The organism is Methylobacterium marchantiae (assembly GCF_042679825.1).
Taxonomy (GTDB): domain Bacteria; phylum Pseudomonadota; class Alphaproteobacteria; order Rhizobiales; family Beijerinckiaceae; genus Methylobacterium; species Methylobacterium marchantiae.
Window position 1 is genome coordinate 56,004 of record NZ_JBHTND010000005.1, and the last position, 25,148, is coordinate 81,151.

General features: G+C 66.7%; 25 protein-coding genes. 13 read left to right on the forward strand and 12 right to left on the reverse strand.

All coding sequences use genetic code 11. The features are described 5' to 3' along the window. Positions 1 to 2,166 (reverse strand): heavy metal translocating P-type ATPase, encoded by a 2,166-nt coding sequence (locus tag ACFQ4G_RS05280; RefSeq protein ID WP_238206035.1) that lies wholly within the window; start codon positions 2,164 to 2,166, stop codon positions 1 to 3. Positions 2,167 to 2,283: 117 nt separating this feature from the next. Here ACFQ4G_RS05280 and ACFQ4G_RS05285 point away from each other — a divergent pair, with 117 nt between their 5' ends. Beyond that, on the forward strand, positions 2,284 to 2,685 hold the full coding sequence (locus ACFQ4G_RS05285) for a MerR family transcriptional regulator (RefSeq protein WP_026176009.1): 402 nt from the start codon (positions 2,284 to 2,286) through the stop codon (positions 2,683 to 2,685). 221 nt (positions 2,686 to 2,906) lie between these two features. Here the strand turns inward: ACFQ4G_RS05285 and ACFQ4G_RS05290 are convergent, their stop codons facing one another. The 9 genes from ACFQ4G_RS05290 to ACFQ4G_RS05330 all read right to left on the reverse strand — a co-directional run bounded on the left by ACFQ4G_RS05290 (position 2,907) and on the right by ACFQ4G_RS05330 (position 12,659). Beyond that, positions 2,907 to 6,149 (reverse strand): efflux RND transporter permease subunit, encoded by a 3,243-nt coding sequence (locus ACFQ4G_RS05290; protein WP_018044287.1) that lies wholly within the window; start codon positions 6,147 to 6,149, stop codon positions 2,907 to 2,909. Positions 6,150 to 6,160: 11 nt separating this feature from the next. Then, positions 6,161 to 7,564: an efflux RND transporter periplasmic adaptor subunit gene (locus ACFQ4G_RS05295; RefSeq protein WP_018044286.1), complete on the reverse strand. Its 1,404-nt coding sequence runs from the start codon at positions 7,562 to 7,564 to the stop codon at positions 6,161 to 6,163. Positions 7,565 to 7,708: 144 nt separating this feature from the next. Next, positions 7,709 to 8,071, reverse strand: coding sequence for a hypothetical protein (locus ACFQ4G_RS05300; RefSeq protein ID WP_238206019.1), 363 nt, complete (start codon positions 8,069 to 8,071; stop codon positions 7,709 to 7,711). 213 nt (positions 8,072 to 8,284) lie between these two features. Continuing rightward, on the reverse strand, positions 8,285 to 8,542 hold the full coding sequence (locus ACFQ4G_RS05305; protein ID WP_018044283.1) for a hypothetical protein: 258 nt from the start codon (positions 8,540 to 8,542) through the stop codon (positions 8,285 to 8,287). Positions 8,543 to 8,971: 429 nt separating this feature from the next. Beyond that, entirely contained in the window at positions 8,972 to 9,229 is a 258-nt protein-coding gene (locus ACFQ4G_RS05310; RefSeq protein ID WP_018044282.1) for a hypothetical protein, read from the reverse strand. A gap of 99 nt (positions 9,230 to 9,328) precedes the next feature. Beyond that, positions 9,329 to 10,657, reverse strand: a complete 1,329-nt coding sequence (locus ACFQ4G_RS05315; RefSeq protein WP_026176008.1) for an ATP-binding protein — start codon at positions 10,655 to 10,657, stop codon at positions 9,329 to 9,331. Beyond that, positions 10,654 to 11,403, reverse strand: coding sequence for a response regulator transcription factor (locus tag ACFQ4G_RS05320; RefSeq protein WP_018044280.1), 750 nt, complete (start codon positions 11,401 to 11,403; stop codon positions 10,654 to 10,656). Before ACFQ4G_RS05320 ends, ACFQ4G_RS05315 begins: the two co-directional genes overlap by 4 nt. A gap of 67 nt (positions 11,404 to 11,470) precedes the next feature. Further along, positions 11,471 to 12,439: a cation diffusion facilitator family transporter gene (locus ACFQ4G_RS05325; protein WP_018044279.1), complete on the reverse strand. Its 969-nt coding sequence runs from the start codon at positions 12,437 to 12,439 to the stop codon at positions 11,471 to 11,473. A 46-nt stretch (positions 12,440 to 12,485) separates the two neighbouring features. Next, positions 12,486 to 12,659, reverse strand: coding sequence for a hypothetical protein (locus ACFQ4G_RS05330; RefSeq protein WP_018044278.1), 174 nt, complete (start codon positions 12,657 to 12,659; stop codon positions 12,486 to 12,488). Between the two features lie 1,141 nt (positions 12,660 to 13,800). Between ACFQ4G_RS05330 and ACFQ4G_RS05335 the strand changes: the two genes are divergently transcribed. The 10 genes from ACFQ4G_RS05335 to ACFQ4G_RS05380 all read left to right on the forward strand — a co-directional run bounded on the left by ACFQ4G_RS05335 (position 13,801) and on the right by ACFQ4G_RS05380 (position 22,143). Next, the gene (locus tag ACFQ4G_RS05335; protein ID WP_082479311.1) at positions 13,801 to 14,016 is read left to right on the forward strand and encodes a hypothetical protein; all 216 of its coding nucleotides are present in this window, start codon (positions 13,801 to 13,803) and stop codon (positions 14,014 to 14,016) included. Between the two features lie 687 nt (positions 14,017 to 14,703). Then, the gene (locus ACFQ4G_RS05340) at positions 14,704 to 16,278 is read left to right on the forward strand and encodes a hypothetical protein (RefSeq protein ID WP_238206020.1); all 1,575 of its coding nucleotides are present in this window, start codon (positions 14,704 to 14,706) and stop codon (positions 16,276 to 16,278) included. A gap of 1,147 nt (positions 16,279 to 17,425) precedes the next feature. Next, a complete protein-coding gene (locus tag ACFQ4G_RS05345) occupies positions 17,426 to 17,872 on the forward strand; it encodes a ParB/Srx family N-terminal domain-containing protein (RefSeq protein ID WP_162239286.1) in 447 nt (148 codons plus the stop codon). Positions 17,873 to 17,902: 30 nt separating this feature from the next. Then, positions 17,903 to 18,115, forward strand: a complete 213-nt coding sequence (locus tag ACFQ4G_RS05350; RefSeq protein ID WP_056306594.1) for a hypothetical protein — start codon at positions 17,903 to 17,905, stop codon at positions 18,113 to 18,115. Between the two features lie 2 nt (positions 18,116 to 18,117). Beyond that, positions 18,118 to 18,669 carry a hypothetical protein gene (locus ACFQ4G_RS05355; protein WP_056306593.1) on the forward strand — a complete coding sequence of 184 codons (552 nt, stop codon included), beginning with the start codon at positions 18,118 to 18,120 and terminating at the stop codon, positions 18,667 to 18,669. 102 nt (positions 18,670 to 18,771) lie between these two features. Further along, positions 18,772 to 19,164, forward strand: coding sequence for a hypothetical protein (locus ACFQ4G_RS05360; protein ID WP_056306592.1), 393 nt, complete (start codon positions 18,772 to 18,774; stop codon positions 19,162 to 19,164). Beyond that, the gene (locus ACFQ4G_RS05365) at positions 19,161 to 19,415 is read left to right on the forward strand and encodes a hypothetical protein (protein ID WP_056306591.1); all 255 of its coding nucleotides are present in this window, start codon (positions 19,161 to 19,163) and stop codon (positions 19,413 to 19,415) included. The genes ACFQ4G_RS05360 and ACFQ4G_RS05365 overlap by 4 nt, the downstream gene beginning before the upstream one ends. A gap of 8 nt (positions 19,416 to 19,423) precedes the next feature. Continuing rightward, positions 19,424 to 20,215: a phage terminase large subunit family protein gene (locus ACFQ4G_RS05370; protein ID WP_162239285.1), complete on the forward strand. Its 792-nt coding sequence runs from the start codon at positions 19,424 to 19,426 to the stop codon at positions 20,213 to 20,215. Then, a complete protein-coding gene (locus ACFQ4G_RS05375) occupies positions 20,124 to 21,428 on the forward strand; it encodes a terminase gpA endonuclease subunit (protein WP_200927326.1) in 1,305 nt (434 codons plus the stop codon). Before ACFQ4G_RS05370 ends, ACFQ4G_RS05375 begins: the two co-directional genes overlap by 92 nt. Before the next feature lie 460 nt (positions 21,429 to 21,888). Then, positions 21,889 to 22,143, forward strand: a complete 255-nt coding sequence (locus ACFQ4G_RS05380) for a hypothetical protein (protein ID WP_056306588.1) — start codon at positions 21,889 to 21,891, stop codon at positions 22,141 to 22,143. A gap of 123 nt (positions 22,144 to 22,266) precedes the next feature. Here the strand turns inward: ACFQ4G_RS05380 and ACFQ4G_RS05385 are convergent, their stop codons facing one another. Together ACFQ4G_RS05385 and ACFQ4G_RS05390 are read right to left on the reverse strand one after the other, a co-directional pair. After that, positions 22,267 to 22,866, reverse strand: coding sequence for a hypothetical protein (locus ACFQ4G_RS05385; protein WP_056306587.1), 600 nt, complete (start codon positions 22,864 to 22,866; stop codon positions 22,267 to 22,269). Between the two features lie 64 nt (positions 22,867 to 22,930). Beyond that, positions 22,931 to 23,590: a hypothetical protein gene (locus ACFQ4G_RS05390; protein WP_379039837.1), complete on the reverse strand. Its 660-nt coding sequence runs from the start codon at positions 23,588 to 23,590 to the stop codon at positions 22,931 to 22,933. Positions 23,591 to 24,270: 680 nt separating this feature from the next. Here ACFQ4G_RS05390 and ACFQ4G_RS05395 point away from each other — a divergent pair. Beyond that, on the forward strand, positions 24,271 to 24,684 hold the full coding sequence (locus ACFQ4G_RS05395; RefSeq protein WP_056306585.1) for a hypothetical protein: 414 nt from the start codon (positions 24,271 to 24,273) through the stop codon (positions 24,682 to 24,684). Continuing rightward, positions 24,684 to 25,097, forward strand: a complete 414-nt coding sequence (locus ACFQ4G_RS05400; RefSeq protein WP_056306584.1) for a hypothetical protein — start codon at positions 24,684 to 24,686, stop codon at positions 25,095 to 25,097. The genes ACFQ4G_RS05395 and ACFQ4G_RS05400 overlap by 1 nt, the downstream gene beginning before the upstream one ends. The last annotated feature ends 51 nt before the right edge of the window (positions 25,098 to 25,148 follow it).

A 25,148-nucleotide genomic window follows, 5' to 3' on the forward strand; every position in this document is an offset into this window, starting at 1 on the left:
TCAAGCCCGGAGCAGGCGAAGGGCGTTGGCCGTCACCAGGACGGTCGCCCCGGTATCCGCCAGGATGGCCGGCCATAGCCCAGTGATGCCTGCGAGCGTCGTCACCAGGAACACGGCCTTGAGCCCCAGCGAGATGGCCACGTTTTGGTGGATGTTGCCGAGCGTCGCCCGGGACAGCGCCACGAGGGCGGCCACGTCCGATACCCGGTCGTTGAGGATGGCCGCGTCAGCCGTCTCCAGTGCCGCGTCTGTGCCGCCGCCCATGGCAATGCCGACGCTGGCGGAGGCGAGCGCGGGGGCGTCGTTGATGCCGTCGCCGACCATAGCGACCGGGCCGACCTCCTTCAACGCGCCGATCTCGGCGAGCTTGTCGGCCGGCAGCAGGTCGGCCCGGACCGATAGTCCCAGGCCCTTGGCGATGGCCTCGCCGGTGCGCCGGTTGTCGCCGGTCAGCATCACGCATTCGACCCCAAGCCGGCGCAGGGCCGCGACGCCGGCGGCCGCATCCTGTCTGGGCTCGTCCCGGACCGCCACGACGCCGAGCGCCTCTCCGTCCCGAACCACGACGACGGCGGTCTTGCCGGCTTCCTCAAGGGCCTGCACCGTCGCTTCCGCTTCCGGCGAGAGGCTGGCCAGCGTCGCGGCGTGGCGCGGGGATGCCACCGCGACCGTGCGACCGGCGACCGTGGCCTGGACGGCCTTGCCGGGAACCGCACGGGCATCGCGTACGGGGCGCAGGGGGATGGCGTCGGCCTCCGTACGTTCGAGGATCGCACGAGCGATGGGGTGGCTCGATCCGGCCTCCACCGTCGCCGCGAGCCCGAGCAGGGTGCGATCCGTCATGTCCGGGGCAAATGGGAGGACGTCGGTGACCCTTGGACGCCCTGCCGTGAGCGTCCCCGTCTTGTCGAAGGCGACGGTGCGGACCCGGCCGATGGTCTCCAAAGCCGCGCCGCCCTTAACCAGGAGCCCGCGACGCGCCCCAGCGGCCAGCCCCGAGGCGATGGCAGCGGGGGTCGAGAGCACGAGGGCGCACGGACAGGCGATCAGTAGGAGCGCCAGCCCACGATAGATCCAGGTGCCCCAGTCGGCCCCTAGCAGGAGGGGTGGACCGAGGGCCGCCAGCGTGGCGAAGGCGAACGCCAGGGGGGTGTAGACGGCGCTGAAACGGTCGATGAACCGGGCGGTCGGAGACTTCGACGCCTGCGCTTCCTCCACCATGTGCAGGATGCGCGCGACGGTGTTGTCGGACGGCATCCGGGTCACCCTGACCTGCAGAGCGCCGTCCGCGTTGACGCTGCCGGCGTAGACCGCGTCCCCGATTTCCTTCGGTCGGGGCACGGACTCTCCCGTGATGGGGGACTCGTCGAGGCTAGACGAGCCGTCCGTGACCTCCCCGTCGGCGGGCACGCGGTCGCCGGGGCGGACCAGCACGGTCTGGCCGATCACCAGGGAAGCGGCCGGCACCTCGCGCACGACGCCGTCCTCCTCGATCAAACGCGCCGTCTTCGGCACCAGGCCCACGAGCGCCTTGATGCCGGCGCGGGATCGGCCGGCCGCGAAGCCTTCGAGCATCTCGCCGACGGTGAACAGCAGGACCACGACCGCGGCTTCCTCGGCGGCATGGATGGCCAGAGCTCCGACGGTCGCGACCGACATCAGCATCTCGATGGAGAACGGCGAGCCGTTGCGCGCGGCGGCGATGGCCCGGCGTCCGTAGAAGGCGAGCCCAAGGAGCGCGCCGGGCCAGTAGGCGTACTCACCGGCTAGGCCCGGTTGGACCTGATCGAGGAGGAAGCCGGCAGCGAACAGGCCGGCGATGGCCGGAGCCAGCAGGCCCTTGCGACTGCGCCAGACGGACGGCTCCGCCTCCTCGTCCTCAATGGCGGGGATGTCCGCTCCGGTGACGTGCGCACGGGCGAGGTCGGCGGCCGTGGGCAGGGTGGCGACGCCGTAGCCGAGACCAGTGATCCGCTCCTCCAGGTCCGCTCGGGGTGTGGCAGCCTCGTCGAGCACAAGGTCGAGGACCTGGGCCGTGTAGTTAACCCGCACGCCCCCGACGCCGGGCAGGCGCGTCACGGCCGTCTCGATCTTGGTCGCGCAGCTCGGGCAGTCCATGCCCTTAACGCGGTAGCGCAGTGCGGTACCGGCGGGGACCGCACCCATGGTTCCTGGCCCTGACATGGCAAGCTCCGTCGACCTGGGCCTCGTGCCGACGGGTCGGAGAACCTACATGCGCCCTGTAGCAACTACAGGGTCAAGGCCATGGCGCACACATCCTCCATGACCATCGGCGATTTGGCGGCGGCGACGAACACCAGCGTTGAGACAATCCGCTGGTACGAGAAGGTCAACCTTTTGCCGGCGCCGGCGCGGTCGGCGGGCAATTACCGCCTCTACGGTACCGAGCACCTGCGTCGTCTGGGCTTCATCAGACGTGGACGGGACCTTGGCTTCACGCTGGACCAGGTCAGGGAGCTTCTCGCTTTAGCCGACGACCGCAAGCGTTCCTGCACCGAAGTCGATACCATCGCCCGCGCGCACCTGGCGGAGGTCGAGCGCAAACTCTCCGACCTAACCCGGCTTGCCCACGAACTGCGCGACGTTATTGGTCAATGCGGATGCGGGTCGGTCGCCGACTGCCGCATCATCGAGGCGTTGTCCCCCCACGGGGAGCTGTCCTAAGGATGCCTGAGGTTCGTTGGGGTCAGGTGGAAATGCGGCTCCCCACCGATGTGGCAGAGGCAGTAAAGAAGGTACACGCAGGCCGGGACGCCCAGCATCACGAGCCAGAACGTATGCCGGGCCGCTTTACGGACATGCGTCCTGACGTGGCGTCTGCGACGCCCACCCTTAGCGCCCCAGTGAGCCGTGGCTCGACCTAACTTCTTACTCATCCGGCCCTCCTACTCGGCGGCCCGGAGGTGCGGTTGGACCGGCATGGGCCGATCCTTCCTTACGACGATCTTCCCTGCGAACTTGGCGTAGAGGGCCGGCAGGACGACGAGGGTCAGCAGGGTCGCCGAGATAAGGCCGCCGATGACGACGGTCGCCAGCGGACGCTGGATCTCGGCACCGGTCTCGGTCGCCAGCGCCATCGGCACGAACCCGAGGGACGCCACTAGGGCGGTCATTGCCACCGGACGAAGCCGGGTCATGGCGCCCTCCAGGATAGCCTCACGCTGCGGACGCCCATCGGCGATGAGCTGCTTGATGTAGGTCAGCATCACGAGGCCGTTGAGCACCGCCACCCCGGACAGGGCGATAAAGCCAACGGCCGCGGGCACCGAGAACGGCATGCCCCGCAGCCATAGGGCCGCGATGCCACCGGTGAGCGCCAGGGGCACGGCGCTGAACACCAGGAGAGCGTCCCGGGCCGAGTTCAGGGCCGAGAACAGCAGCAGGAAGATCAGGAAGAAGCAGACCGGCACCACCACCATCAGGCGCTGGCGCGCCGAGGCCAGGTTCTCAAACTGGCCACCCCAAGTGACGTAGTAGCCGGCCGGGAGCGAGACCCCAGACGCCACCTTGGCCTGGGCCTCGGCCACGAGCGAGCCGATGTCGCGGCCGCGCACGTTGGCAGTGACTACGACTCGGCGCCGGCCGTTCTCGCGCGAGATCTGGTTGGGGCCCTCTGTTACCGAGAAGCTGGCGACCTGCTTCAGCAGTACGGAGGATGCTCGACCGTTGAGCCCGGGAAGCAGCGGGATCGGGATGTTCTCTAGGGCCTCACGATCCTCTCGCACCTTGTCGTTCAGGCGCACCACGATGGGGAAGCGCCGGTCGCCCTCGAACACCATTCCGGCCTCGCGGCCGCCAATAGCCGCGCCGACGACCTCCTGGATGGCCGATGTGCTCAGGCCGAGGCGTGCGGCCTCGGTCTTGTTGATCTTGATTTCTAGGAACGGCAAGCCAGCAGTCTGCTCGACCTTGACGTCGTCGGCGCCCTCGGTCCCGCGCAGGATCGTAGCGACCTGGTTTGCGGCCTTGAGCATCGGCTCGAACTCCTCGCCGAACACCTTAACCGCAAGGTCGCCGCGGGTGCCGGCCAGCAGCTCATTGAAGCGAAGCTGGATCGGCTGGGAGAACTCGTAGACGTTGCCAGCGAGCGCCCCGAGGGCCTTTTCGATCTGCTCCTGCAACTCGGCCTTGGACAGGTCCGGGTCGGGCCATTCCTCCTGCGGCTTCAGGATGACGAAGGTGTCGGACGAGCTCGGCGGCATCGGGTCAGAGGCGACCTCCGCGGTGCCGGTCTTCGAGAAGACGTAGGCGACCTGGGGGAATCGGCTGATGGCCTGCTCCACCTTCAACTGCATCGCCTGCGACTGCGTCAGGGAGGTCGACGGGATGCGTTGGGCGTTTAGCGCGATGCTCTTCTCGTCAAGTTGCGGAATGAACTCCTGCCCCAGCCCCTTGAACAGGAAGCCGGCGCCGACAAGGAGTACGAGCGCGGCCGCGACGAACAGCATGGGCACGCGTAGGGCGGCCCCGAGGACCGGACGGTAGGCAGCCTTGATCGCCCGGACGAAGAGGTTGTCGGTCTCGGTGACCCGGCCAGTGATGACGATGGCGATCATCGCCGGCACGAAGGTGAGCGACAGGACGAAGGCCGCGACCAGAGCGATGATGACGGTGAGCGCCATCGGCTCGAACATCTTGCCCTCGACCCCGGTGAAAGTCAGGAGCGGCACGTAGACGAGGATGATGATGGCCTGCCCGTAGAGGCTCGGCTTGATCATCTCCTCGGCCGAGGCCCGTACGGTAGCGAGGCGCTCCTCCAGTTCGAGCTTGCGCCCGAGCTCCGCCTGTCTCTCGGCGAGGTGGCGCAGGGCGTTCTCGGTGATGATGACGGCCCCATCGACGATGAGGCCGAAGTCGAGGGCACCGAGGCTCATCAGGTTAGCGCTGATGCGGCCCTGGACCATGCCGGTCATGGTCATCAGCATCGCCACCGGGATGACCAGCGCCGTGACGATGGCTGCGCGGATGTTGCCCAGCAATAGGAACAGGACGACGACGACGAGGGCGGCGCCCTCGGCTAGGTTCTTCGCCACCGTCCGGATGGTGGCCTCGACGAGGACGGTGCGATTGAGGACCGTCTGGACCTCGATACCCGGCGGGAGCGTGCGCCGGATCTCGGTCATGCGTGCATCGACGGCGGCGGCCACGGTGCGGCTGTTCTCGCCGATGAGCATCAGTGCGGTGCCGATGACAACTTCCTGCCCGTCCTCGCTGCCCGAGCCGGTGCGCAGGTCGCGCCCGATACGGACCTCAGCGATGTCGGAGATACGCACCGGCACGCCGCCGCGCGTGGTCACGACGACCGAACCGATGTCCTCCATGGTCTCCAGGCGGCCAGCGGCGCGCACGACGTAGCCCTCGCCGTTGTCCTCCAGGTAGCGCGCACCCTGGTTGGCGTTGTTGGCTTCCAGCGCACGGCCGATGTCGGCGAATGACAGGTCGAGGGCGGTCAGCCTCATTGGATCGGGCTGGACATGGTACTGCTTCTCGAAGCCGCCGATGCCGTCGACGCCGGCCACGCCCCGCACGGTCTTCACCTGGGGACGGATGATCCAGTCCTGGACCGTGCGCAGATAGGCTGTGCGTTCGAGCTCTGTCCTCAGCCTCTGGCCCTCGGGGGTAAGATAGCTTTCGTCCGACTGCCAGCCGGGCTTACCGACGGGCGAGACCTTGCGCTCCCCGGGCTTCGCGTAGTGCACCGACCACATGTAGATCTCGCCGAGCCCGGTCGAGATTGGCCCCATGCGCGGCTCAACCCCGGACGGCATCGCCGCCTCAGCCTCCTGAAGGCGCTCAGCAACCTGTTGGCGGGCGAAGTAGATGTCCGTCGTCTCGGAGAAGACGGCAGTGACCTGGGAGAACCCGTTTCGTGAGAGCGAGCGGGTGTATTCCAGCCCCTTGATGCCCGCGAGTGCCGTCTCGACCTGATACGTGATGATTTTTTCGATATCGACCGGCGACAACGAGGGCGCCGTGGTGTTGATCTGGACTTGGTTGTTGGTGATGTCTGGCACCGCGTCGATGGGGAGCTTGGTCAGCGAGAACACACCGAACCCTGCCGCCAGCAGCGACAGAAGCACCACGAGCCAGCGCTGGTGGACAGAGAAGTCAAGGATCTTCGAGATCATGATGGCCGCCCTCAGTGCGCGTGGTCGGCTTCGGCCTTGCCGAGCTCGGCCTTCAGGACAAAGGAGTTGGCCACAGCGACCTCTTCCCCGGGATTGAGGCCGGTAAGGATCTCGAAGGCGTCATCGTCGGCCCTGCCGAGAGTCACGTCCCGGCGCTCGAAGCCCTCCGGGGTCCGCACGAAGGCGACCTTCTCGCCGCCGATGGTCTGGATGGCGGACTTGGGCAGCCGCACCTTGACCTTGTCCTGGGCGATCTCGACCTCGGTGGTGACGAAGGTGCCGGGCCGCCAGGCCATGTCCTTGTTCGGCAGGGCGACGATGACCCGAGCCGAGCGCGTCTCCGGGTTGAGGATGGGACTGACGAACACCACCTTGCCCTCGCCGCGGGCGGCGGCGTCGCCGACGATGGTCACCTTGGCACCCTCGCGGACCTTCGAGAGTTCGGTGGTCGGAACCGCGAGCTCGATCCACACCGAGGACAGGTCGGCGACCGTGTAGACGTCGGCCGGGTCGCCTTCCTTGCCCACGGCGGTGCCGACGTCGACCTTGCGCTCGACCACCCGCCCGGCGAGGGGTGACTTCAATTCGTAGCGGCGTAGGCTCGACAGGTTCGGCGTGGTCTCGTCCTTCCTGGCGGACGTCGCCACCTCGGCGGCGTTCAGGCCAAGGGCCGACAGCTTCTGGCGCGCGAGATCGACCCTGAGCGTCGCCTCCGAGTAGGCGGCCTTCGCGTTCAGGAATGCCGATTCCGCGGAGATCCGCTTGTCCCAGAGGGCCTGCTGGCGGTCGAAGTTCGTCTTCTCCAGGTCAGCCTTGACCGTCGCGGTGAGGAAGTCGCTCTTGGCCTCGGCGACCTCGCGGCTGTCGAGTACGGCCACGACCTCGCCCTTGGCGACCTCCTCGCCGAGGCGCTTGCGCATTTCGGACACGGTGCCGACGACCCGCACGGGAACGCGTGCGATCCGGTCGGCGTCCTGCGCGATGGTGCCGGGCACCAGCAAATGGCGCGAGAGAATCCCGCCCTCGACCATCGCCAGCTCGATGTCCTGCTCGGCGGCCTGCTCGGCCGTCATCTTGATCTTGCCCTCGCCCTCCTCGTCGTGGCCGTTCGCCTCGCCCTCGGCGTGCTTGTGGCCACCGGCTTCGGGCTTGGCCTCTCCCTCGGAGTGCTTGTGCTCGCCGGAAGGCTTGGGCTCGCCGTCGGCATGCTCGTGGCCATGGTCGCCGTGACCGTGCCCATCGTCGGCTGCGGGTGTCACCGGCCTGGTAACGGCCGCATTGGTTGGGGGCGTCGCCCGGGCGTTCGTGAGGCCGGCGGCCGCGAGGGCGCCCTGCACGACCTCGGACACACGGGGGAAGGCACCGCCGATGACGATGCCGATGGCCAGGAAAGCCACGGAAAGGAATGCACGCATGGGAATGGGCCGGGTTCCGACCGGGACGTCGCACGGCCGCTTAGGCGGCGGGAAACGGTCCCGTACTGGGTATTTCGCGAATTAGAGGCAGCCGTGACCCGTGTGGGGCCGGCCGGGACGCGCCACGGACGTGGCGGCGTCGCCTCAGGCGCGAGGCGGCCTGGGTTGGCGGTCGGGCGAGACCGATCCGATGGGTGTGGTCACGGTCGCGTAGGAGGCACGCCCCGTCCCGCGGGGCGGTAGGGCCGGCGTCCCGTCGACGCTGAGTGCCTGATGGCAGCCGCAGGTGGCATGGCAGGCGGGGCAGGCATCGGAGTGATCGACGGCGGCTGCCAGGGTTGGTGCGGACACGGACAGTTCGTGACCAACGGACCGGTGGGCCTCGGCGGAATGGATCGCGCCCGGGACGACGAGCGCCAGGACCAAGACGAGCGAGAGCACTCGCACGGTGGTCGCCCACCAGCAGCGCATCGTCTCGTAGGCCCTGATCCGAGGTCCCGTGGTCATGGTCGCCTTATGAACGATTCAGGGCCACCCGTACATGCCGGATGGCCCTTTGGCAGGGTCGAACCTTAATAGTCGTCGTGGTGATGGTGGTGGTGCCGGCGCTCGCCGTAGTACCGACGTTCCCCATAGCCTGAAACAGCCGTTCATGGAAGCGTGGATGAAGATATCCGGGACGCCGTGAAACAGGTTCACGAGATCCCGGATCGGCAGAACTCAGTGACGCTCGATGATCGTCGTGCGACGCTCGCCGCCGTGATGGTCATCGTGGTGGTCGTCATGGTGGTGATGCTCGCGCACGACCTCGCGGTGTTCATGGCGGTCCCCGTGATGCCCCTCGCCGTGGCGCTCACCATGACCGTCGCCATGGACCCTGACGCCGCCCGGGCCGACATCGATGTGCTGCGCAAGGGCCGCGACCGGCGAAAAGGCCAGGGTCACGATGGCGGCGATGGCTCCGAACTTGGTCTTCATGTTGAGGCTCCCTCTCTCGAATACTGCGCAGGAACGTACGGATCGAGAAAACCGATCCGAATGCTCCCGGTGAAATTCGGGAATATTTGGCAAGGGAGTTCGTGCGACGCGGGATCGTGTGCGCGAAACGACGATCCTGCAGGGCGGCACCCACGCGGGTTACGGCATGGAAGCGCAACAGCTCTTCGTGGTCGGGCGGAGACTGGAAGGACCACGGGAGGGGTGCCCGCCCCGGCACGAGGCCGAGGCGGGCGGTTCACGGCACCGAGGAGGGCACTACCGTACCGTGAAGCCGTCGGGCGGGAGCGGACCGGTCATCCCCCGCCAAGGGCGTAGCCTATGCCGACGGCAAGGAAGGCGAAGACGACCAGGAGGGGAAGCGTACGCATCGGTGCATCCTCCCGGCCTTCCGAGGTCAGCGTCGTCCGCTCACTTCTTGCCGTGGGAGTGACCGTGGGCGTGCCCATCCTTGTCGGAATGGACGGGCTTGCCGTCCTTGCCGACCTCGCGGGCCTCGCTCTCGCGCGGGTCGTCGCGATGGGCCGGGCCACCGGCCACGCCGCCGGTGTTCGGCACGGAGCGCTCGGGATTGTTCGCGTTCCCATGCCCGTCCTCGGCGGCGTAGGCGGGAGCCGAGAGGCCTGCTAGTAGGCCGAGGGTGAGAAGGGCGGCGATGGTACGCTTCATAATTCTGATCCCTGGGGTTCGGCAGCCGGTGCGGCCGCTTCGAGACCTGAGATAGCGACCCTGTTTTACACCCGGACGCCTGGTTCGTGACGAAGTGTGTCAGCGACCGGCGCGCGGCAGGGAGATCCGGACCCGAAGGCCGCCTCCCGACCGATTGGATAGGGCGATGCCGCCTCCCTCCGCCTCGACGATCCGGCGCGCGATGGTCAGGCCGAGGCCGGTGCCGCCGGTGTTGCGGTTCCGCGACGCTTCGAGGCGGGTGAACGGCTCGAAGGCGCGGGCGACCTCTTCAGGCGGGATGCCTGGACCATCGTCCTCGACGGTGAGCACCAGCTCTTCCGGCTCCACGTCGAGCGAAATAAAGGCGCGGGTCCCGTAACGCACGGCGTTGTCGACGACGTTGTCGAGCGCGCGTCGCAGCGCAACTGGGCGCACCGTCGCGAGTGCGCGGCCAGGGCCCGCATAGGCGACCTCGCGGCCAGCGTCCGAGGACGTGTCGGCGATGCTCATGAGGACGCTCGCGACGTTGGCAACCTGGCGCGGCTCCGGGTCCGCGTCGCCCCGAAGGTACGCCAGGGTCGAATCGACCATCGCCTGCATGTCGTCGAGGTCCGAGCCCATCGCCCGGATCTCGCCGCCCTCGGGCAGCCCGTCGAGGCGGAGGCGAAGCCGCGCGATGGGGGTGCGCAGGTCGTGGGAGACGGCCGCCAGGGCCTGGGTCCGTTCCGTCACCAGCCGATGGATGCGGTCCTGCATCGCGTTGAGGGCCCGGGCGATATCGCGGGTCTCGTCGGGGCCGGCTTCCCTCACGGGGACCACCTTTCCGTGCCCGATTTCGGCCGTAGCGCGGGTGAGGTCGCGCAACGGTCCCGCGATCCGGTGCATCAGAACGACGGCGGCGACACCGACGAGGATGGCCATCGCCGTCGCGAGGTAGGCCCACGATCCGAGCCGTGCGAGGCCGGGTGCATGGGCCGAGCGGAAGGTCAAAAAACTCCCGTCCGCCAGGGCGAGCGCACCGCCCAGGTCCTCCTGATGAAGGGCCTCGTGGCCACTGTCCATCGCGAGTGCGAGACCGGGTTCGAGGCTCGGCTCCGACGCGATCATCCGGGACCTGAGCGACCACATCGCCGGGTCGCCGGCCCTGTCAGGGAGCAGGGTCGAGGTCGGCGACCATCCCAGCTCGAAATGCGCGGACGACAGGGCCTTCGCCTCGGCGTCGCGTTCGGTCTGTGGGCGGCGGAGCACCGCCTCGCGCGCCAGGGTAAGCTGGTTGGCGACCTGCCGCGCGAACGCATCGTCCGCCGCGGCGGTCGCGGATTGCCGATAGAGAAGCAGTGCCCCGCCGTGGACGGCGAGGATGGCCAGGAGCAGGACTGCGACCGTTCGGGCTTCCAGGCTGCGGGCCAAGGGTGCCAGGCGTCTCAAGCGCGCTCAACCTTCGAGGCGAGCATGTAGCCGGCCCCGCGCACGGTCTTGATGACCGGAGGCAGGCCCTCGGGCGGTTCGAGCTTGCGCCGCAGGCGGCTCACCAGGGTGTCGACGCTGCGATCCGTGGGGGACCCGAGCCTGGCACGGGACAGTTCGAGGATCATCTCCCGGCCCAGCACGCGCCCCGGGTGTTCGAGGAAGACGAGGAGGAGGTCGTACTCGGCGCCGGAGAGGTCGACGGCCGCCCCCTCGGGATCGACGAGCGAGCGGCTGCGCATGTCGAGCCTCCAGCCTGAGAAGGAGAGCACCTCGGATACCGGGGACGAGGGCGACGAGGGTGCCATGGAGGCGCGGCGCAAGACGGCACGGACACGGGCCAGGAGCTCGGGCCGGCCGAAGGGCTTGGCCACGTAGTCGTCGGCCCCAAGTTCCAACCCAAGCACCCGGTCGGCCTCCTCGTTGCGGGCGCTGACCATGATCACCGGCACCGTGCTCCTCGCGCGCAACGCCCGGAGCAGGTCAAGGCCCGAGGCCCCGGGCAGCATCACGTCAAGCAGGACGAGGTCGACGCCACCGGCAGGCAGGAGGCGCCAGAATTCAATGGCGCTTCTGCAACCGGTGACACGATAGCCCGCCTCGCGGAGAAGGCGGGTGACCAGCAGACGCAGGCCGTCGTCATCCTCGACGAGGAGGACGTGTTCCGAACCATCGGAACCCGCGTTGCCCCCGTTTTCGTGGATCAACGATTCCTCCGTCCTGCAATGGGCGTCACCGTTCCGTCCGCGGGGGCATTCATACACCCGATGCCGGTCAAACGACGTGGGCGGGTGCGAGGATGCAGGCGGTGTCGCTGCTGGTCTCCACCTGCAGGGTGGTGTGGCCGATGCCGAACCGTTCCTTGATGCCGACGGCCGTTTTCATGAGGAACTCGTCGTCGGGCCGGCCGCCAGGCATTAGGAGATGGGCGGTAAGGCATGTCTCCGTGGTGCTCATCGCCCAGATATGCAGGTCGTGGAGTGACGCGACCCCCGGAAGTCCTTCGAGGTGGCTGCGGACGGCGTCGGGGTCGATGCCCGGCGGGACGGCGGCGAGGGATAGCGTGAGGCTGTCGCGCAGGAGGCCCCAGGTGCTCCAGACGATAATGAAGACGATGGCGAGGCTGACGACGGGATCGAGCCAGGTCCATCCGGTGTAGAGGATCACGAGGCCGGCAATGACCACCCCGGCCGAGACGGCGGCGTCGGCGACCATGTGCAGGAACGCGCCCTTGATATTGATGTCCCCCTTGGCACCAGAGGCGAACAGCCAGGCGGTGATGCCGTTCACCAGGATGCCGACCGCCGCGACGATCATCACGGTCTTGCCGGCGACCGGGGCGGGCTCGCCGAAGCGCTGGATCGCCTCCCAGGCGATGGCGCCAACGGCCACCAGCAGGAACACCGCGTTGAACAGGGCCGCCAGGATCGAGGAGCCCTTCATCCCGTAGGTGTACCGCGCGCTCGGGGCGCGCTTGGCCAGCACCGTCGCGATCCACGCCACGACGAGACCGAGCACGTCCGAGAGGTTGTGTCCGGCATCGGCCAGCAGGGCCATCGAGTTCGCCAGCACCCCATAAGTGGCCTCGATGGCGACGAAGCCCACATTGAGGGCGATGCCAATTGCGAACGCCTTCCCGAAGCTCGCCGGGGCGTGGGAATGCCCGGGATGGTCATGGGTCGCATGGGCCTCATGGTCATGCGACCCGTGGTCGTGACCGGCGTGTGCGTCGTTCGTCGTCATGGTCGTCCTGTAGCGGTCTTCGACATTCAACGGGTTTGACCGGGGCTCACTTGGCCGGTGCGGGGAGCGTCGCGACGGCGTCTCTCTGGTGCTCGGTCCAGGCCTGCTGAAGAATTTGGATTGAGGAAGTCACGAAGATCTCGGCCATCACCGCCGCCACGATCAGGTCGGGCCACGCCATGACGGCACCCTTTAACCTTAGAGCCGCGACGACGATCATGAGTAAAGGTCCGCCCTCCGCTAGGTAGGCTTGCACTCGATTTGCGCGCCGTGAATTTTGGGGAGGCTCCTACGTGGCGGGCAGGAGGCTTTTTTTGGAACGTCGGTCGCATCGCCGCAGCCGGCAGTTGGTGATGATGGTGAAGGGGGACGGCGACCGAGGTCTGTAAGTCGTCTGGATGTGCCCGCACGAATGGCGGAAGGGTATGGTGCTGCATCCTCGGCGGGGGCGGTTAAGGGCCAGTTTCAAAGAGCCGTGTGCCCACACTATGGAATCGTCAGAACCGCCTGTCGACGCCAACATACACCCTTTATTGACGTCGGCGGCTGACCTGGGCGCATACTGATGTAGCCAGGGTCATCGATCTCAGCCGCTTGTTCTGCCAGATCGTCCCGAGCCACTGTTTCTAGCAGCCGTCGATAAAATCAGATGTCACAGGGTTCGATCACTGGCTGGATGAAGCGCAAACCTGCGGTGTCTGCATGGCGGAGAGCGTCGCTGCCGGCATCACTTAGCACGGAGACGCCATTCTGTCCGCGCTGATACCGCTTTGGAGCAGCAGGCAGGTTGAAGGCACATCACCTTTCTCACCTGAAGGGATTCGAGATCAACCGCCCTACCGAGCAAGCCAACCGACACCGCCTATATCGAGTTGTTCAACGGCCGCCCACGGGGAGAATGTCTGAACGCCTAGTGGTTCCTGTCGTTGACGGATTAGCGCGAAAGCATCGACGAATGGTGGCGCCAATATAACAAAAATCAACCTCACACGACCTCAGATAGCTTAACGCCAAATAATTCGGTGTCAATCATTTACATCTCGATTAATTTTATCCAGATCAGAAGAGGAACAGAGCTAATCTAAAGTTATGTCGGTCTATAGTTGCACTTTTTCCACCATATTGAGACAAGCCGTTCTAACCCTTGTTTGCCAACCTAACTACGTGCCCCCACCAGGGCGCCGCCGCCTGCGACTAGATGACAAGGTTAGCACCTCATAAAGAAAACAATAGATTTTTACACGTTACCTGACATAAGCTCTTTAGATGCATCTGATACATAGGGCGAAGTTTCATCCAGGTCATGGAGGCGCCGGAAAAGCATAACTAGGCCCAAATTCGGGCCAGGAGGACCCCTGGGCATGGGAAGTGAGCCCGCAGTGCAACGGCCGCGCGACCGCTTTACCGACGACCTGTTCAACCCCGACGGGCTAAGTTACGCCAATGTCGAAGAACAGATCAAAGCCGAGAAAGAGGCAGCCCGGCAGGCCGCAAAGGCTAGGAAGCTTGAGCGTGCACGCGAAGTCTACGCGCGCAATCGTCTGATCCGCCTCGCGGCGGCGGCGGCGGCCGACTGAAAAGAGCAAGCCCGGCAAGCTGTAAAGCTCGCCGGGCTTTTTCCATGCCTGCAGGGCGGCGGCATCGCCTGTCTTGTCACGACTTAGCGACCATCGAACGCTTCAACGGCCGGTTTATGAGCTGTCGAAATCACCCCCCCCTTGGGGTCCCTTCCTTGGGCGGCTTGCTCGATTCGTATTTCCCCGATGGTGTTCATGGGTAAGCCGTGGAGATTGATGGACCTCCCATGGGAGCCCTCAAGGATCATGGCATCATCCCATATTTATTTGCATACCCCGCCAAGGCTCCTGGATGACCGCCAGGGCATACCCGAACACCCTGGGTCTCAGAGTGAAGGCAGACTGAAACTCATGGGCGTGTCATGGGAGAAAACGGACTTCGTATGGGCAAGACATGGGAGGAGGTAGGGTAAGTCTCGCGTTAACCTCAGGCGTTAAGGCTAGGCCCCTGTGAACACTGGTTAAATGCCTAAGCTGGGGGCACGTTTCGAATGTGCGGGCTCGCAGAGGTGCCGGGCCGCGCACGGTCGACACCATGCGGATAAAATGCCCCCCCGAACCAATCGCCCCCCCCAGGGGCATGACTTCCCCTTGGACTTCCATTGGAGGACCAAGCCTGCCTTCATCGCCGCCGCCGGCGTCAGCCTGATAGGCCACCCCCGGGCCCTTGAGGCCCGGAACTCTATAATGACGAGCCTCGTCCGCGCCGCCCTCGCGGGCCAGGGCGGCTGGGTCTCATACTCGCGGTCAAAAAGGTTCTACGAGCCCCTGTCCCGGTACGAAGGGACCGCGTACACGTACGACCGGGTCAAGGCGGCGGTGCAGGAGCTCCTGGACCTCGGCTTGATCGAAGAAGAGCGTGCGCTCCCCGGGCCCGCCTCGCACGGCTGGCAGTCACGCATGCGGGCTACCGACCGGCTCATCGCCGCCTTCAACGACTGCCCTTTCGAGCATGTCGGGCCAAGGGAGGTCATCGAGCTCCGGGACGTCGACGGCGAGCGCATGGCGTACACTGACACGGACAACACCCGGCGCCTGCGCAAGGTCATGGAAGCCCGCAACGAGGCCGCCAGCGCCATCCGCATCGAGATGCCCGAGGGCGACGGATGGCTCCACACGCCGGGGCACGTCCGCGCCCGGTCCGAGAAGACCGGCGGCTGGGTTGGCCTTCGCCCCACGCCAGCGCCCATCATGGTCCGGATCTACGGCCGCGGCCGGTGGGACATGCACGGGCGCCTGTACGGCTGGTGGCAGCAGCTCCCCCAGGCCCGACGCATCGAGCTCCTCATCAATGGCGAGGTGGCGTTCGAGGAAGACTGGAGCGCCTGTCACCCTAGGCTCCTCTACGCCATGGCCGGGAAAGTCCCCGTCGGCGAAATCTACGACGTGGACGGGTACGACCCGAGGCACGTCAAAGCGGCGCTCCTCACCGTCATGAACACGAGGACGACCTACGGCGGCATCCTGTCTCTCATGAAGCGGGAAGAGGACAGCCCAGGCGAGTGGCCGCACTCCCTCGACTACACGAAGGGCTTGATGAAAGCGGTCACGCACCGGCACGAGCCCATCGCCCATTTCCTCGGGGCCGACATGGGGGTCCGCCTGATGCACATCGAGAGCGAGATGTGCGTCGAGGTCCTCAAGAAGTCCGAGAAGGAGAACATACCGGCGCTGCCGGTGCACGATTCTTTCGTGACGCAGGCCTCGAAGGGGCCCCGAGTGACCGCCATCATGGCCGACGTCATGGATGCGACGTGCGCCGAGATAAACCCCTGTCAGACCTCAAGAAAGAGGGGATTCACCCCACATATGGGAGCGCGGGGTGCGCGGGCGGTTGGTTCCGGGTGTTGCGTGGGTTCTTCCGCCTCCGCGTCTCCTGAGGTCGTCAAGACTGAGGCGGTCTCCGTTCCTGTCTCGCCCGTGGCTTCTCCTACCCCTCGGCCCTTGCGCTGGGACCCGGCGGAGAGGCTTGAGGCGATGATCGCGTACCAGATCAAGACCGAGAGGATCTTGATGTCTGAGGAGCGGTGTGAGGGGATTTTCGAGGCATGGGAGCGGCGAGAGGCTAACGCTCGTGCAATCGCGAAATCGGTATGTGCGTACGAGAACGAAGCCGGAATTCGTGCCTTCCCGACGCACATCGTCCCCGACCGTATCGGTCCCAAGACAGCCTCCCTCAAGCGGGGGCGTAGCCCGAGGAAAGCTGGTTCCACGGTCAGGGGCCGGAGGCCTCGGGGATGCCTCAGTGAGGTCAGGGCGTAGCCTTCAGGATAGCCTCAGGGATAGGGGCCGGAGGCCTTAGGAGAGCCTCGTAGGATAGGGGCGTAGCCTCTAGGGTCACCCTATACCTTGCGGGGGCCGGAGGCCTCAGGAGAGCTTCCCAAGCTGTCAGGGGGGTAGCCAACCGAGATGACATTTTCCTTGTCAGGACCGTAGGTTACGTCGCTTCTCCCCTTGTACAATTCGTCTGAATTCGCTATCTTTTAGCTGTCTCCGCATGGGACGGGCGTTGCACCTCAACCCCCGAAACCCCGTCCCCCGCACCACGGAGGACGGGGTTTCTCGTTGTGGCTTGCCAGGGTCGAGCGCACCCTATGAGCATGTCCGCCGGCATCCCCTTGAACCCATCCCTCCCTGCCTCGAAGGCGACCCGTCGTGATGCGGACCGGGCGAGGAAACGCGCCGCCCGTCAGGCCCTTCGCGAGGCAGGCGCGCCTGACCCTCGCCAACTCGATGCGGCTATCGTCGACGCCCTTCGGGACGTTCTCCTGGCCTGCGCCAACGCGGTCGGGAACCGACCGGGGGAGCCCCTGGTGGCTAGCGTCGTGGATGCCAGGGAGGTCCTCCGCCTCGCCCTACGGGGTCTCCGGGGACGCGATAGCGGTGGCGTGCCCCTTCAGACGGAGGCGATACGTGCGGCCTTGGTGGCTCGTCTCGCGCCCCCTCAAGACGGGTCAGGGGCGTAGCCCAAGGGCATCCCTATGCCCAAGGGATGATCCGCACTCCGTCCCTCACCCCTGCACGATTTCATGCAGGGGCATGCCCGTTGGCGGTTTCGATGCCCTGCGTACCCGGAGGCCTCGGAGGGCCTGGGATCGTCCGTTGCACGGCCCCGGGGCAGGATCCCATTCGTGCGCTGGTCCGCACTGCCTCGCCCTCCCTGACCCCTCCTAAGGGGGGGCGACGGGAGGGCATCCCTTCCCGAGAACCCCGCGACAAAGGGCCAGATAGGGGGGGGTGGAGTGGGTCCCTCCTGGAGGGTTCGAAAGCAGGAGTCGCGGGTCCGAAGGCTGGCCCGGCACACACCAGAAATTTTTGGGTACGCACCCCGCGTACCGCCTGGATGATCAGAGGGTTACGGGTGCGCACCGACGTCCGTCTCAGGTACGCAGAGATCCAGTTCGCAGCCGTGCGTACCTTGCGCGGCTACGACCGCAACGCGCGTACGCACTCGGACACCCAAATCTCCCAGATCGGAGCCGCCATCGAGCGCTTCGGGTTCACGCAGCCTCTCCTCGTGGACGAGCACGACGTGGTCATCGCTGGGCACGGGCGCCTCGCCGCGGCCATGCGCATCGGGATGGACGAGGTACCCGTGATCCGCGTCACCGGCCTGTCCGAGGCGAAGCGCGCGGCCCTGGTGCTGGCCGACAACCGGATCGCCCTCAACGCCGGATGGGACGAGACCATGCTCGCGAAGGAGCTCCAGTCCCTCCAGGAGAGCATCGACGCTGGCGAGCTTGAATTCGAGTTGGGTGACCTCGGGTTCGGGGAGCAGGAGCTCAGGGATTACGCGGAGATCCTGGCGCCGCCACCGGAGGCCGAGGAGGCCCGGGACATCCAGGTGACGGACTAGCCCAGCGTGTGCCGGGCGGGTGAGACATGGATGTTGGGTCCCCACCGGTTCACCATCGCCGGGGCCAGTGCCAACGACCTCAGGGCCGCGGACACCCTCATCCTGGCCTGGGAGAGGCAGAACAAGGGAGAGGCCTCCCTCGCCGGCGGAGGCGTGACCTTCAAGGCGAAGGCCACCTCGCTGGGCATCGAGTTCAAGCGCCAGGACACCAAGGCCCAGAAGGCCCGGATGAAGGCTGACTGACCATGGCCGCCGGGGTCTCAGGACGCGCACTGGCCAAGGTCCTCGGGATATCCGAGGGGGCTGTGCGCAAGCTCAAGGACACCCGCCTCGTGGGCGCCAAGCTCCCGGGCGGCCTGTTCGATCCGGACAAGGCTAAAGCCTTGTACTCGGCCAACGTCGACCGGGCCATGCAGCGGGAGCGGCCTGGTGCCCAGACGGCCGTCGCGGCCCATGCGTCCGACGCGGAGCCCTCGGCATCAATGCCGGCCCCCGCCGCAGCGGGTCCAGACGTGACCAAGGCCCGGGCGTTCTGGACGTTCGAGAAGGCGAAGCGCGAACAGATCAAGCGGAAGAAGGACGAGGCGTCGTCCATCGAGAGGGCCCCGACCCTGGCCCTCGTCACGACCCTTGCCCGCGCATTCCGGGACGGGCTGTTCGGGTTCATCGACCGGCACTACGCCGAGATGGCGGCCGAGCTCGGGGTCGACCCTCACGTGCTCTACGAGGTCCTGACCCGGTACCTCCGGAGATACGTCGAGACGTCCATCGACCGCATCAAGGTGGCGCTCAAGTGAGGCTCGCCACCTGCTCCCTAGCGGTGGCGGCCGGCGCCATTCGCCTCCTGGATCCCGATGCCGTCGTCTCCGTCTTCTCCCCGGGGTCGGACCCCCCAGGCCATGGCCTCGCGGCCTCACCTGCGACTGTGCTTCCGTGACGTCGAGGCCCCGTCCCCGGGGGCACGGGATGCGTTCACCGAGCTTCAGGTTGCCGTGTTCCTAGACTTCGTTGCCAGGTCTCACGGCAACCTCCTGATCTACTGTCACGACGGCCTGTCCCGATCTCCCGCGCTGGCCATCGTTGCCCTCGCGGCCCGGGGGCGGGATCCCGTCGAGGCGTGCGCCCTGGTTCGTGCCGCGGTGCCGGAGGCCTCCCCGAACCGCCTGGTGCTGGCATTGGCCGGACGGACCCTCGGTGTCGACCTGGTGGCGGCCGCCTCGGGTTTCACCTTCCGCCGCGGCCCCGTGGGCGCCCTCGGTCGCGAGACCGGCCTGCGCAGGGTTCTGAAGTGAACCTGGCCCTCACACAGCCCCTCGCCAGCGAGGACATCGACCTCTCTAGCCTTCTGGGCTTCGACGGGGCCGAGGCCGTCATCGAGGCCTGGTGCACCGGAGCCGCCCCGGACCCGCGCGAGACGGTGTGGGAATGGGCCGACCGCGACGGCAACGTGATCCTGCCAGCCATCTCGGCGGCCGAGGCCGGAGCCTACGACAGCAGCCGCACGCCGTACCTCAGGGAGATCCTGAGCAACCTGCCCCCATGAGCCCGGTCATGACGACCATCCTCATGAAGGGCTCGCAGATCGGGGCCAGCCAAGCGGGCTTGGTCTTCCTCCTCTACTGCATCGCCGTCGGTGGTGGCCCGACCCTCGTCGTGGCCCCGACCATCGCCATGGCCGAGCTCTACTCGAAGCAGCGCCTCGACCCGATCATCGACGGGTGCGCACCGGCCCGGGCCAAAATCCCCCCGAACCGCGGCAAGAACTCGGGCAACACGCTCCGGCTCAAGACCTTCCCGGACGGCATGGTGCGCCTGACGGGTGCCAACTCGGCGAACGCCCTCAAGTCGATGCCAGCGAAGAACGCCATCTACGAGGAACCCGACGAGTTCGTCCCCGACCTGAAGGGACAGGGCAACGCCGTCGAGATGACCCGGCGACGCCTGACGACCTATGGGCGCCGTGCCAAGGAGTTCGCGAACTGCACCCCGACGCTCTCGTCCCGGACCATCATCGAGCCTCTGTTCAAGGGGGGCGACCAGCGGCTCCACCGCATGCCGTGCCCGCATGGTTGTGGGCATCGGACCGTTTTCTCGAAGGAGCTATTCCGGTTCGAGAAGGGGGGAACACGAGGGCGCGCATTTCGTCTGCGAGAACCCCGAGTGCGGCAAGCCTATCATGGAGGCCCGGCACAAGACGGCTATGATGGGCGCCGGGGTATGGGTGCCCCAGGTGGAGAACGCCCCCGAGGGGATGCCCCGGTCCTACTACCTGCCGGCCTTCTACTCGCCCGTGGGATGGGAATGGGCCGCCATCGCCAAGAAGATCGAGCAGGCCGAGGGTAACTACGAGCTCTCCAAGTCGGTCTGGAACCAGATCTACGGCCTGCCTTGGAGCGACGTCACCGAGACCCCGAACGCCGAGACGATCTGGGCCCGCCGCTCGGGGTACGTCTCGCGTCAGGTCCCGGCCGGGGTCTACTTCCTGTGCGCCGGCATCGACGTCGGCATCGACCACATCGAGATCGGTGTCTGGGGGTTCGGGAAGAAGAACCGCCGCTGGCTCATCGAGCACGTGCGCCTGCGCGGCCGCTACACCGACCCGGAGCTATGGGCCCGGGCGAAGGCTTTCCTCTATCGCCGCTACCTGCACCCGTCCGGGGCCGTGCTGTCCATCCGCAGGGCGGGGGTGGATCGTGGCAAGTGGCCCGACGTCGTCATGCCCTGGGCCATGCGACAGGACCCGGACTGGATCACTGCGTCCCGCGGCTCGGAGAAGATCGACGCCCCCGTCCTGAAGGAGAGCAAGTGGAGGCTCCAGTCGGCGGACGGCACGTGGTCCTCCGAGGAGGGCGTCAAATACTGGACGCTGGGCGTCGGGCATCTGAAATTGGAGCTCATGGGGCAACTCAACCTGCCTCGCCCGGCGCCGGGCGAGGACACCCCCCCGGGATATGTCGAGCTTCCGCAGGACACCGATCTCGCCTTCGTCGAGCAGCTTGTCTCGGAGGAATACGTCGAGATCAAATTCAAGGTCCGGGGCCGGCCGAAGATGGCTTGGCGCCCGATTGGTGACGCCCGTCACGAGGCCCTGGATACCTGCAACATCGCGCGTGCGATGGCGGAGCTCATCGGGTGGTCGACCTGGTCCGATGTCGAATACGGCCGTGAGGACCGCGCCCTCGCGAAGGCCGCCGACGAGATGCGCCTCTTGATGGGGAACCTCGCCCGCGAGCGCCATGCGGCCGGCGATACCCGCCCGGTCGCCGAGGAGGACGTCATGAGCAACATCGTCAGACCCATGATCTACGGTGGCACCGAGGACGCCGAGCCGGCGGGGGCGGATGTGCGCATCCGGGTCATCCAACGCGCTCCGAAGGCGGATGAGCCCCCCCTCAGATTCCGATTTCACCCAATCCCGAGCCCGCGAAGGAAGAGGATCCATTCGCCGGCATCGCATCCTCATGGGGAGGCTGGAGCGAGGAGGAGGGCTCCGGCGGGGGTGCCGGAATTGTCGGTTGCACGCCCGACAGCGACCCATTGCCCATGCCCGCAATGACGCGGACCGCACGGGACCAGGATGGCGACCTCTGACAGATGGCCTTCATCGTGAAAGGAGTGGGTCGGTCGAGGTGGATGGGGAGTGCTTCGGTCACGTGAAGCCGGGCAGCCTTGGCGATCAAGTTCACGCTGTCCACGAGCGCCGCTCGGATGTCGGCAGGGCCGAGCTCGTCCTTCTCGGGTGGGTCGGTTTTGACGGTGATCTGGAACATGCCGGCATCGTCCGACCCCGCCGTGAAACCGACGAGCCATCCCCAAAATCGGGTGCCCGCGGCCCCTTGGATTTTCGATGCATTGTCTAGGAGTAACGGGTAGGTGCGCCCCTTATCGCCTGAGCAATCCTCGGACACGTCCGCGGTCATCGTAGCCCAGGGAAACGGTAACTCTGGCGTGACGATCGCCTTGCCAGGGCGATCTGGAGCTGAATCTATGAGGGCCTGGACGCAGGGGGATCGACGATGAGCCGGCAGACCGACAACCTCCACCACGGCATGCATGGCGGGATGCTGGCTGTCGGCGTCGCTCTCGTGGCGGGCCAGCGTGCGCGTCGTGAAGCGCAGGCATGGGCTCAGGCAGACGCGGATGCCGAGACCGCGGTCCATCGCTTGGGGCAGGCTCTCCTCGCGTCCCGCCGTCGGGAAGCCGAGCTCTCCCGAGATCTCGCCGCGGCTCAGGCGGAAATCCGCGCCCTCCGCCTCGCCCGCCGGCTGTAAGAAATCTGACGTAGGGGGGGTTGTGCCTTTCCCCTGCGGACCGAATCTGGACCATTTGCGGACCACGAAAAAAGGGCCCGCCGGATGACCGGCGGGCCCTTTCGCATTCGGGGAGAGGGGGTGTCAGGCCACCTTTCTACGGCGGCCACGCTCCAGAGCGAGGCTGACCAAATTGGCGATCTCAATGTCCTCAGGATGGTCGGAAAGCGGACGCGTCCACGTCCATTTTGCGGATGTGTCCGCATTTGGCGCGGATGTGTCCGCAACGGGTGCCGGGGTCGTCTCACGACGGGCGTCCCGGGTGAGGGAGGGCAGGCCCTCGATGAGGTCGCCTGAAACGTGAGCCTCCGCCTCGTGCGGGAGGGCGGCAGCCAGCGTCACGAGCTCGGCATGCGACAGGCCCCGAGCCCATGCCAGGATGGGCTCGGGGAGGGTGGACGTGTCCGCCGCTGGCCCCCCGGCGACGAGGTGCCGGGCGTAGGAAACGAGAGGCACGCCAACCTGGTGGCGGGGAGCGGGGCCCCATGCCGGGGACGGGGCAACCGCGGGCGCGGGGGCATCGAGGTACGCCGCGGCCGCATCGGTGGCGGGCAGGACGGGGGTCGTGACACCCGTTGCGGACCGGACCGCACGGAGGACCCAGCGGCCACTCTCGAAGATGAGGGCGAAGACGGTGGCGATGGCGGCTGCGGCGAGGGCGGCGATACGGGCGAGGAAGCTCATGGGCGGTGGTCCTGTGCTGGGGGGTGACGATCTCGATTGTCCGGGTCGCCTCGCAATCGACAAATCAGGCCGGCGCGAAGAGGCTCTCGACGACCGCCCGCGGCAGCTGCTTATGGTGGACGCGGAGAAGCCGGAGAGCGTGACTCGCCTGCGCCACGTCGAGCTCCGGCAAGGCGGCGAGGACGTGCCCATCGAGCGTCGTGCTCTTGCTCCAGCCGATGTCATTTTGGACCATGGCCCGGTCTTGATCGTCCGCGGTGATCAGTCGGACAGCTGCCAGGGCGGCCTCCCGAACCGCGGGCAGGGCGGCCAGATTCTGCTCGGGTGGATGCAGCAGGGCGACCTTGTCCTCGGACCTCAGCACGTTTGCCGCGGCGCGCTTGACCATCGCCAGAAGTCGCATTGCATCCGCGACGTCGAGGTCCGGACGCTGGAGGAGCCCCTGCGCCTCGTCGACGTCAATCCGGCGTGCCCAGGACCATCCGCGCTCCTTGAGTGACCGCGTCGCCTCGTCCCGTGCCCGTGCAACGAGATCGGCGATCCGTTGCGCCTCCGCGGCCGCCGCTGCGGCCCGGGTCGCCTCCCTGGCGGCGACCCGGGCCGGGATGCCGTCGATTGCGATTTGGACGGCGTCCATGTCGTGATCGGGCGCCTGCCAGAACGAAACGTCTCGCCCCTCACACGTGATGCCGAGTGCTGAGAAATCAGTCACGCCCGCGGCCATCGCTTCTTGGCATTCAGGCGTCCGGACGGCTCGGCTGCGGTACCGCAGGCCAACACGCGTGTAGTGCAGCTGCCCGGACTGCCACTCCAGTCCCCACCAAGCGGGCGGCTGCACGTAAGGGGGGGGCGGCGTCGTATGGGCCATGAGCGATCCTCGAATCTGCGGATCTGAGTAATGTAGCAATCCTATTTCGTATCACAACCGAAACCCATCAGGGTCTTTCGACAACACCGGACCACGATTTCGACAACGATTTGAACAACAGCCTGTTGTTGAAACTGTTGTTCAAATGGCAAGAAGCCTGAAACTATCGCTCTGGTTGTATAACATCAAAGGCATAATTTGGGAGACCCTGGAAATTCTCGTATGGGTTGCGATATAATATTCTCGGCGGATTCGCGGAGGATGGGATGGATGGTCGAGTTGACGGAGGGGGACGTCCGAACGTTGCTTCGCGGGGCATGCCGCCGGGCCGGCTCGCAGGACGCTTGGGCACGTCGGACGGGGCTCTCGCCGCAGCACGTGTCAGACGTGCTACTGGGGCGGAGGGAGCCGGCTGGGCAGGTACTGAGAGCTCTAGGGCTCTCGCGACGGGTGAGGTACGTCGAGACGGCCTCAGAGGGCCCAAGCGATTTTGCCGGATCCCAAGATCGAGGTGCGAGGAGTACCTCGATCTCGGGATGACCTACCGCCAGATCGCCGCGCGCGAGGGGTGGGATGAGAAGACCATCGCCACCCACTGCCGCGGCCTCGGGCTCACATCTCAGCCGCGCCAGCCGGTTGTCACGCTGCCAGACGTCGAGAGCGCGCGTGAGGGCCGGGAGACTGTCCGAGAGGTCGCGGACCGGCTCGGCGTGACGATCCAAGCAGTGCATCAGTGCGCGTACCGTCACGGCACGAGGATCCCCCGTCGCCCCTCCCGGATCACATATGAAGTGATGCGAGAGATCGTCCTCTCTCGTGCCCCGATTTCGCATGCTGCCGAGGGTCTGGGTGTCACGCGCGAAACGCTCTACCGCCGCGCCGGGCAACTTGGTCTGCCCGGCGACCGCCGCGGCCGGACGCTGCTCCGCCGCCGGGAGGGGGGGGTCTGATGTGCGATCTCATCGAGAACCTGCAGGGACTCGGGTTCGCCCAAGTCCGGGCCCGCCTGACGCAGGCACGGGCCGCCGCGCGGGCCCTGATCGACGACCCAGAGATCCCGGAGATCCGGCGCGAGCATCTCGCGGTTGCGCTGGATGACGCAGATGCCCGCCTGCTCGACATGGCCCGCAACATCCTGTTCCACCTCGCCGGCGAGATCGAGGCCGCGGGCGAGCCCGTCGAGGAACGCGTTGACCTGGACGCAAACAGGTCACCCGAGGAGCGTGCGGTGGTCGTGGGGATCCTCGACGATCTCCTTGCCGAGGATGGCCCGTCCCCCGATCCGGTCGCGTCCGGGATGCCTCGGCCTCTGCCGCCGCCGCCGCTTCCGCCGGGAGCCCGGGGCGCACCCACCAGAATCTAGACGCCGCATTTCGAGGCCTGGGCGCCCGGCTAGGGGCGCATTTCCCGCAGC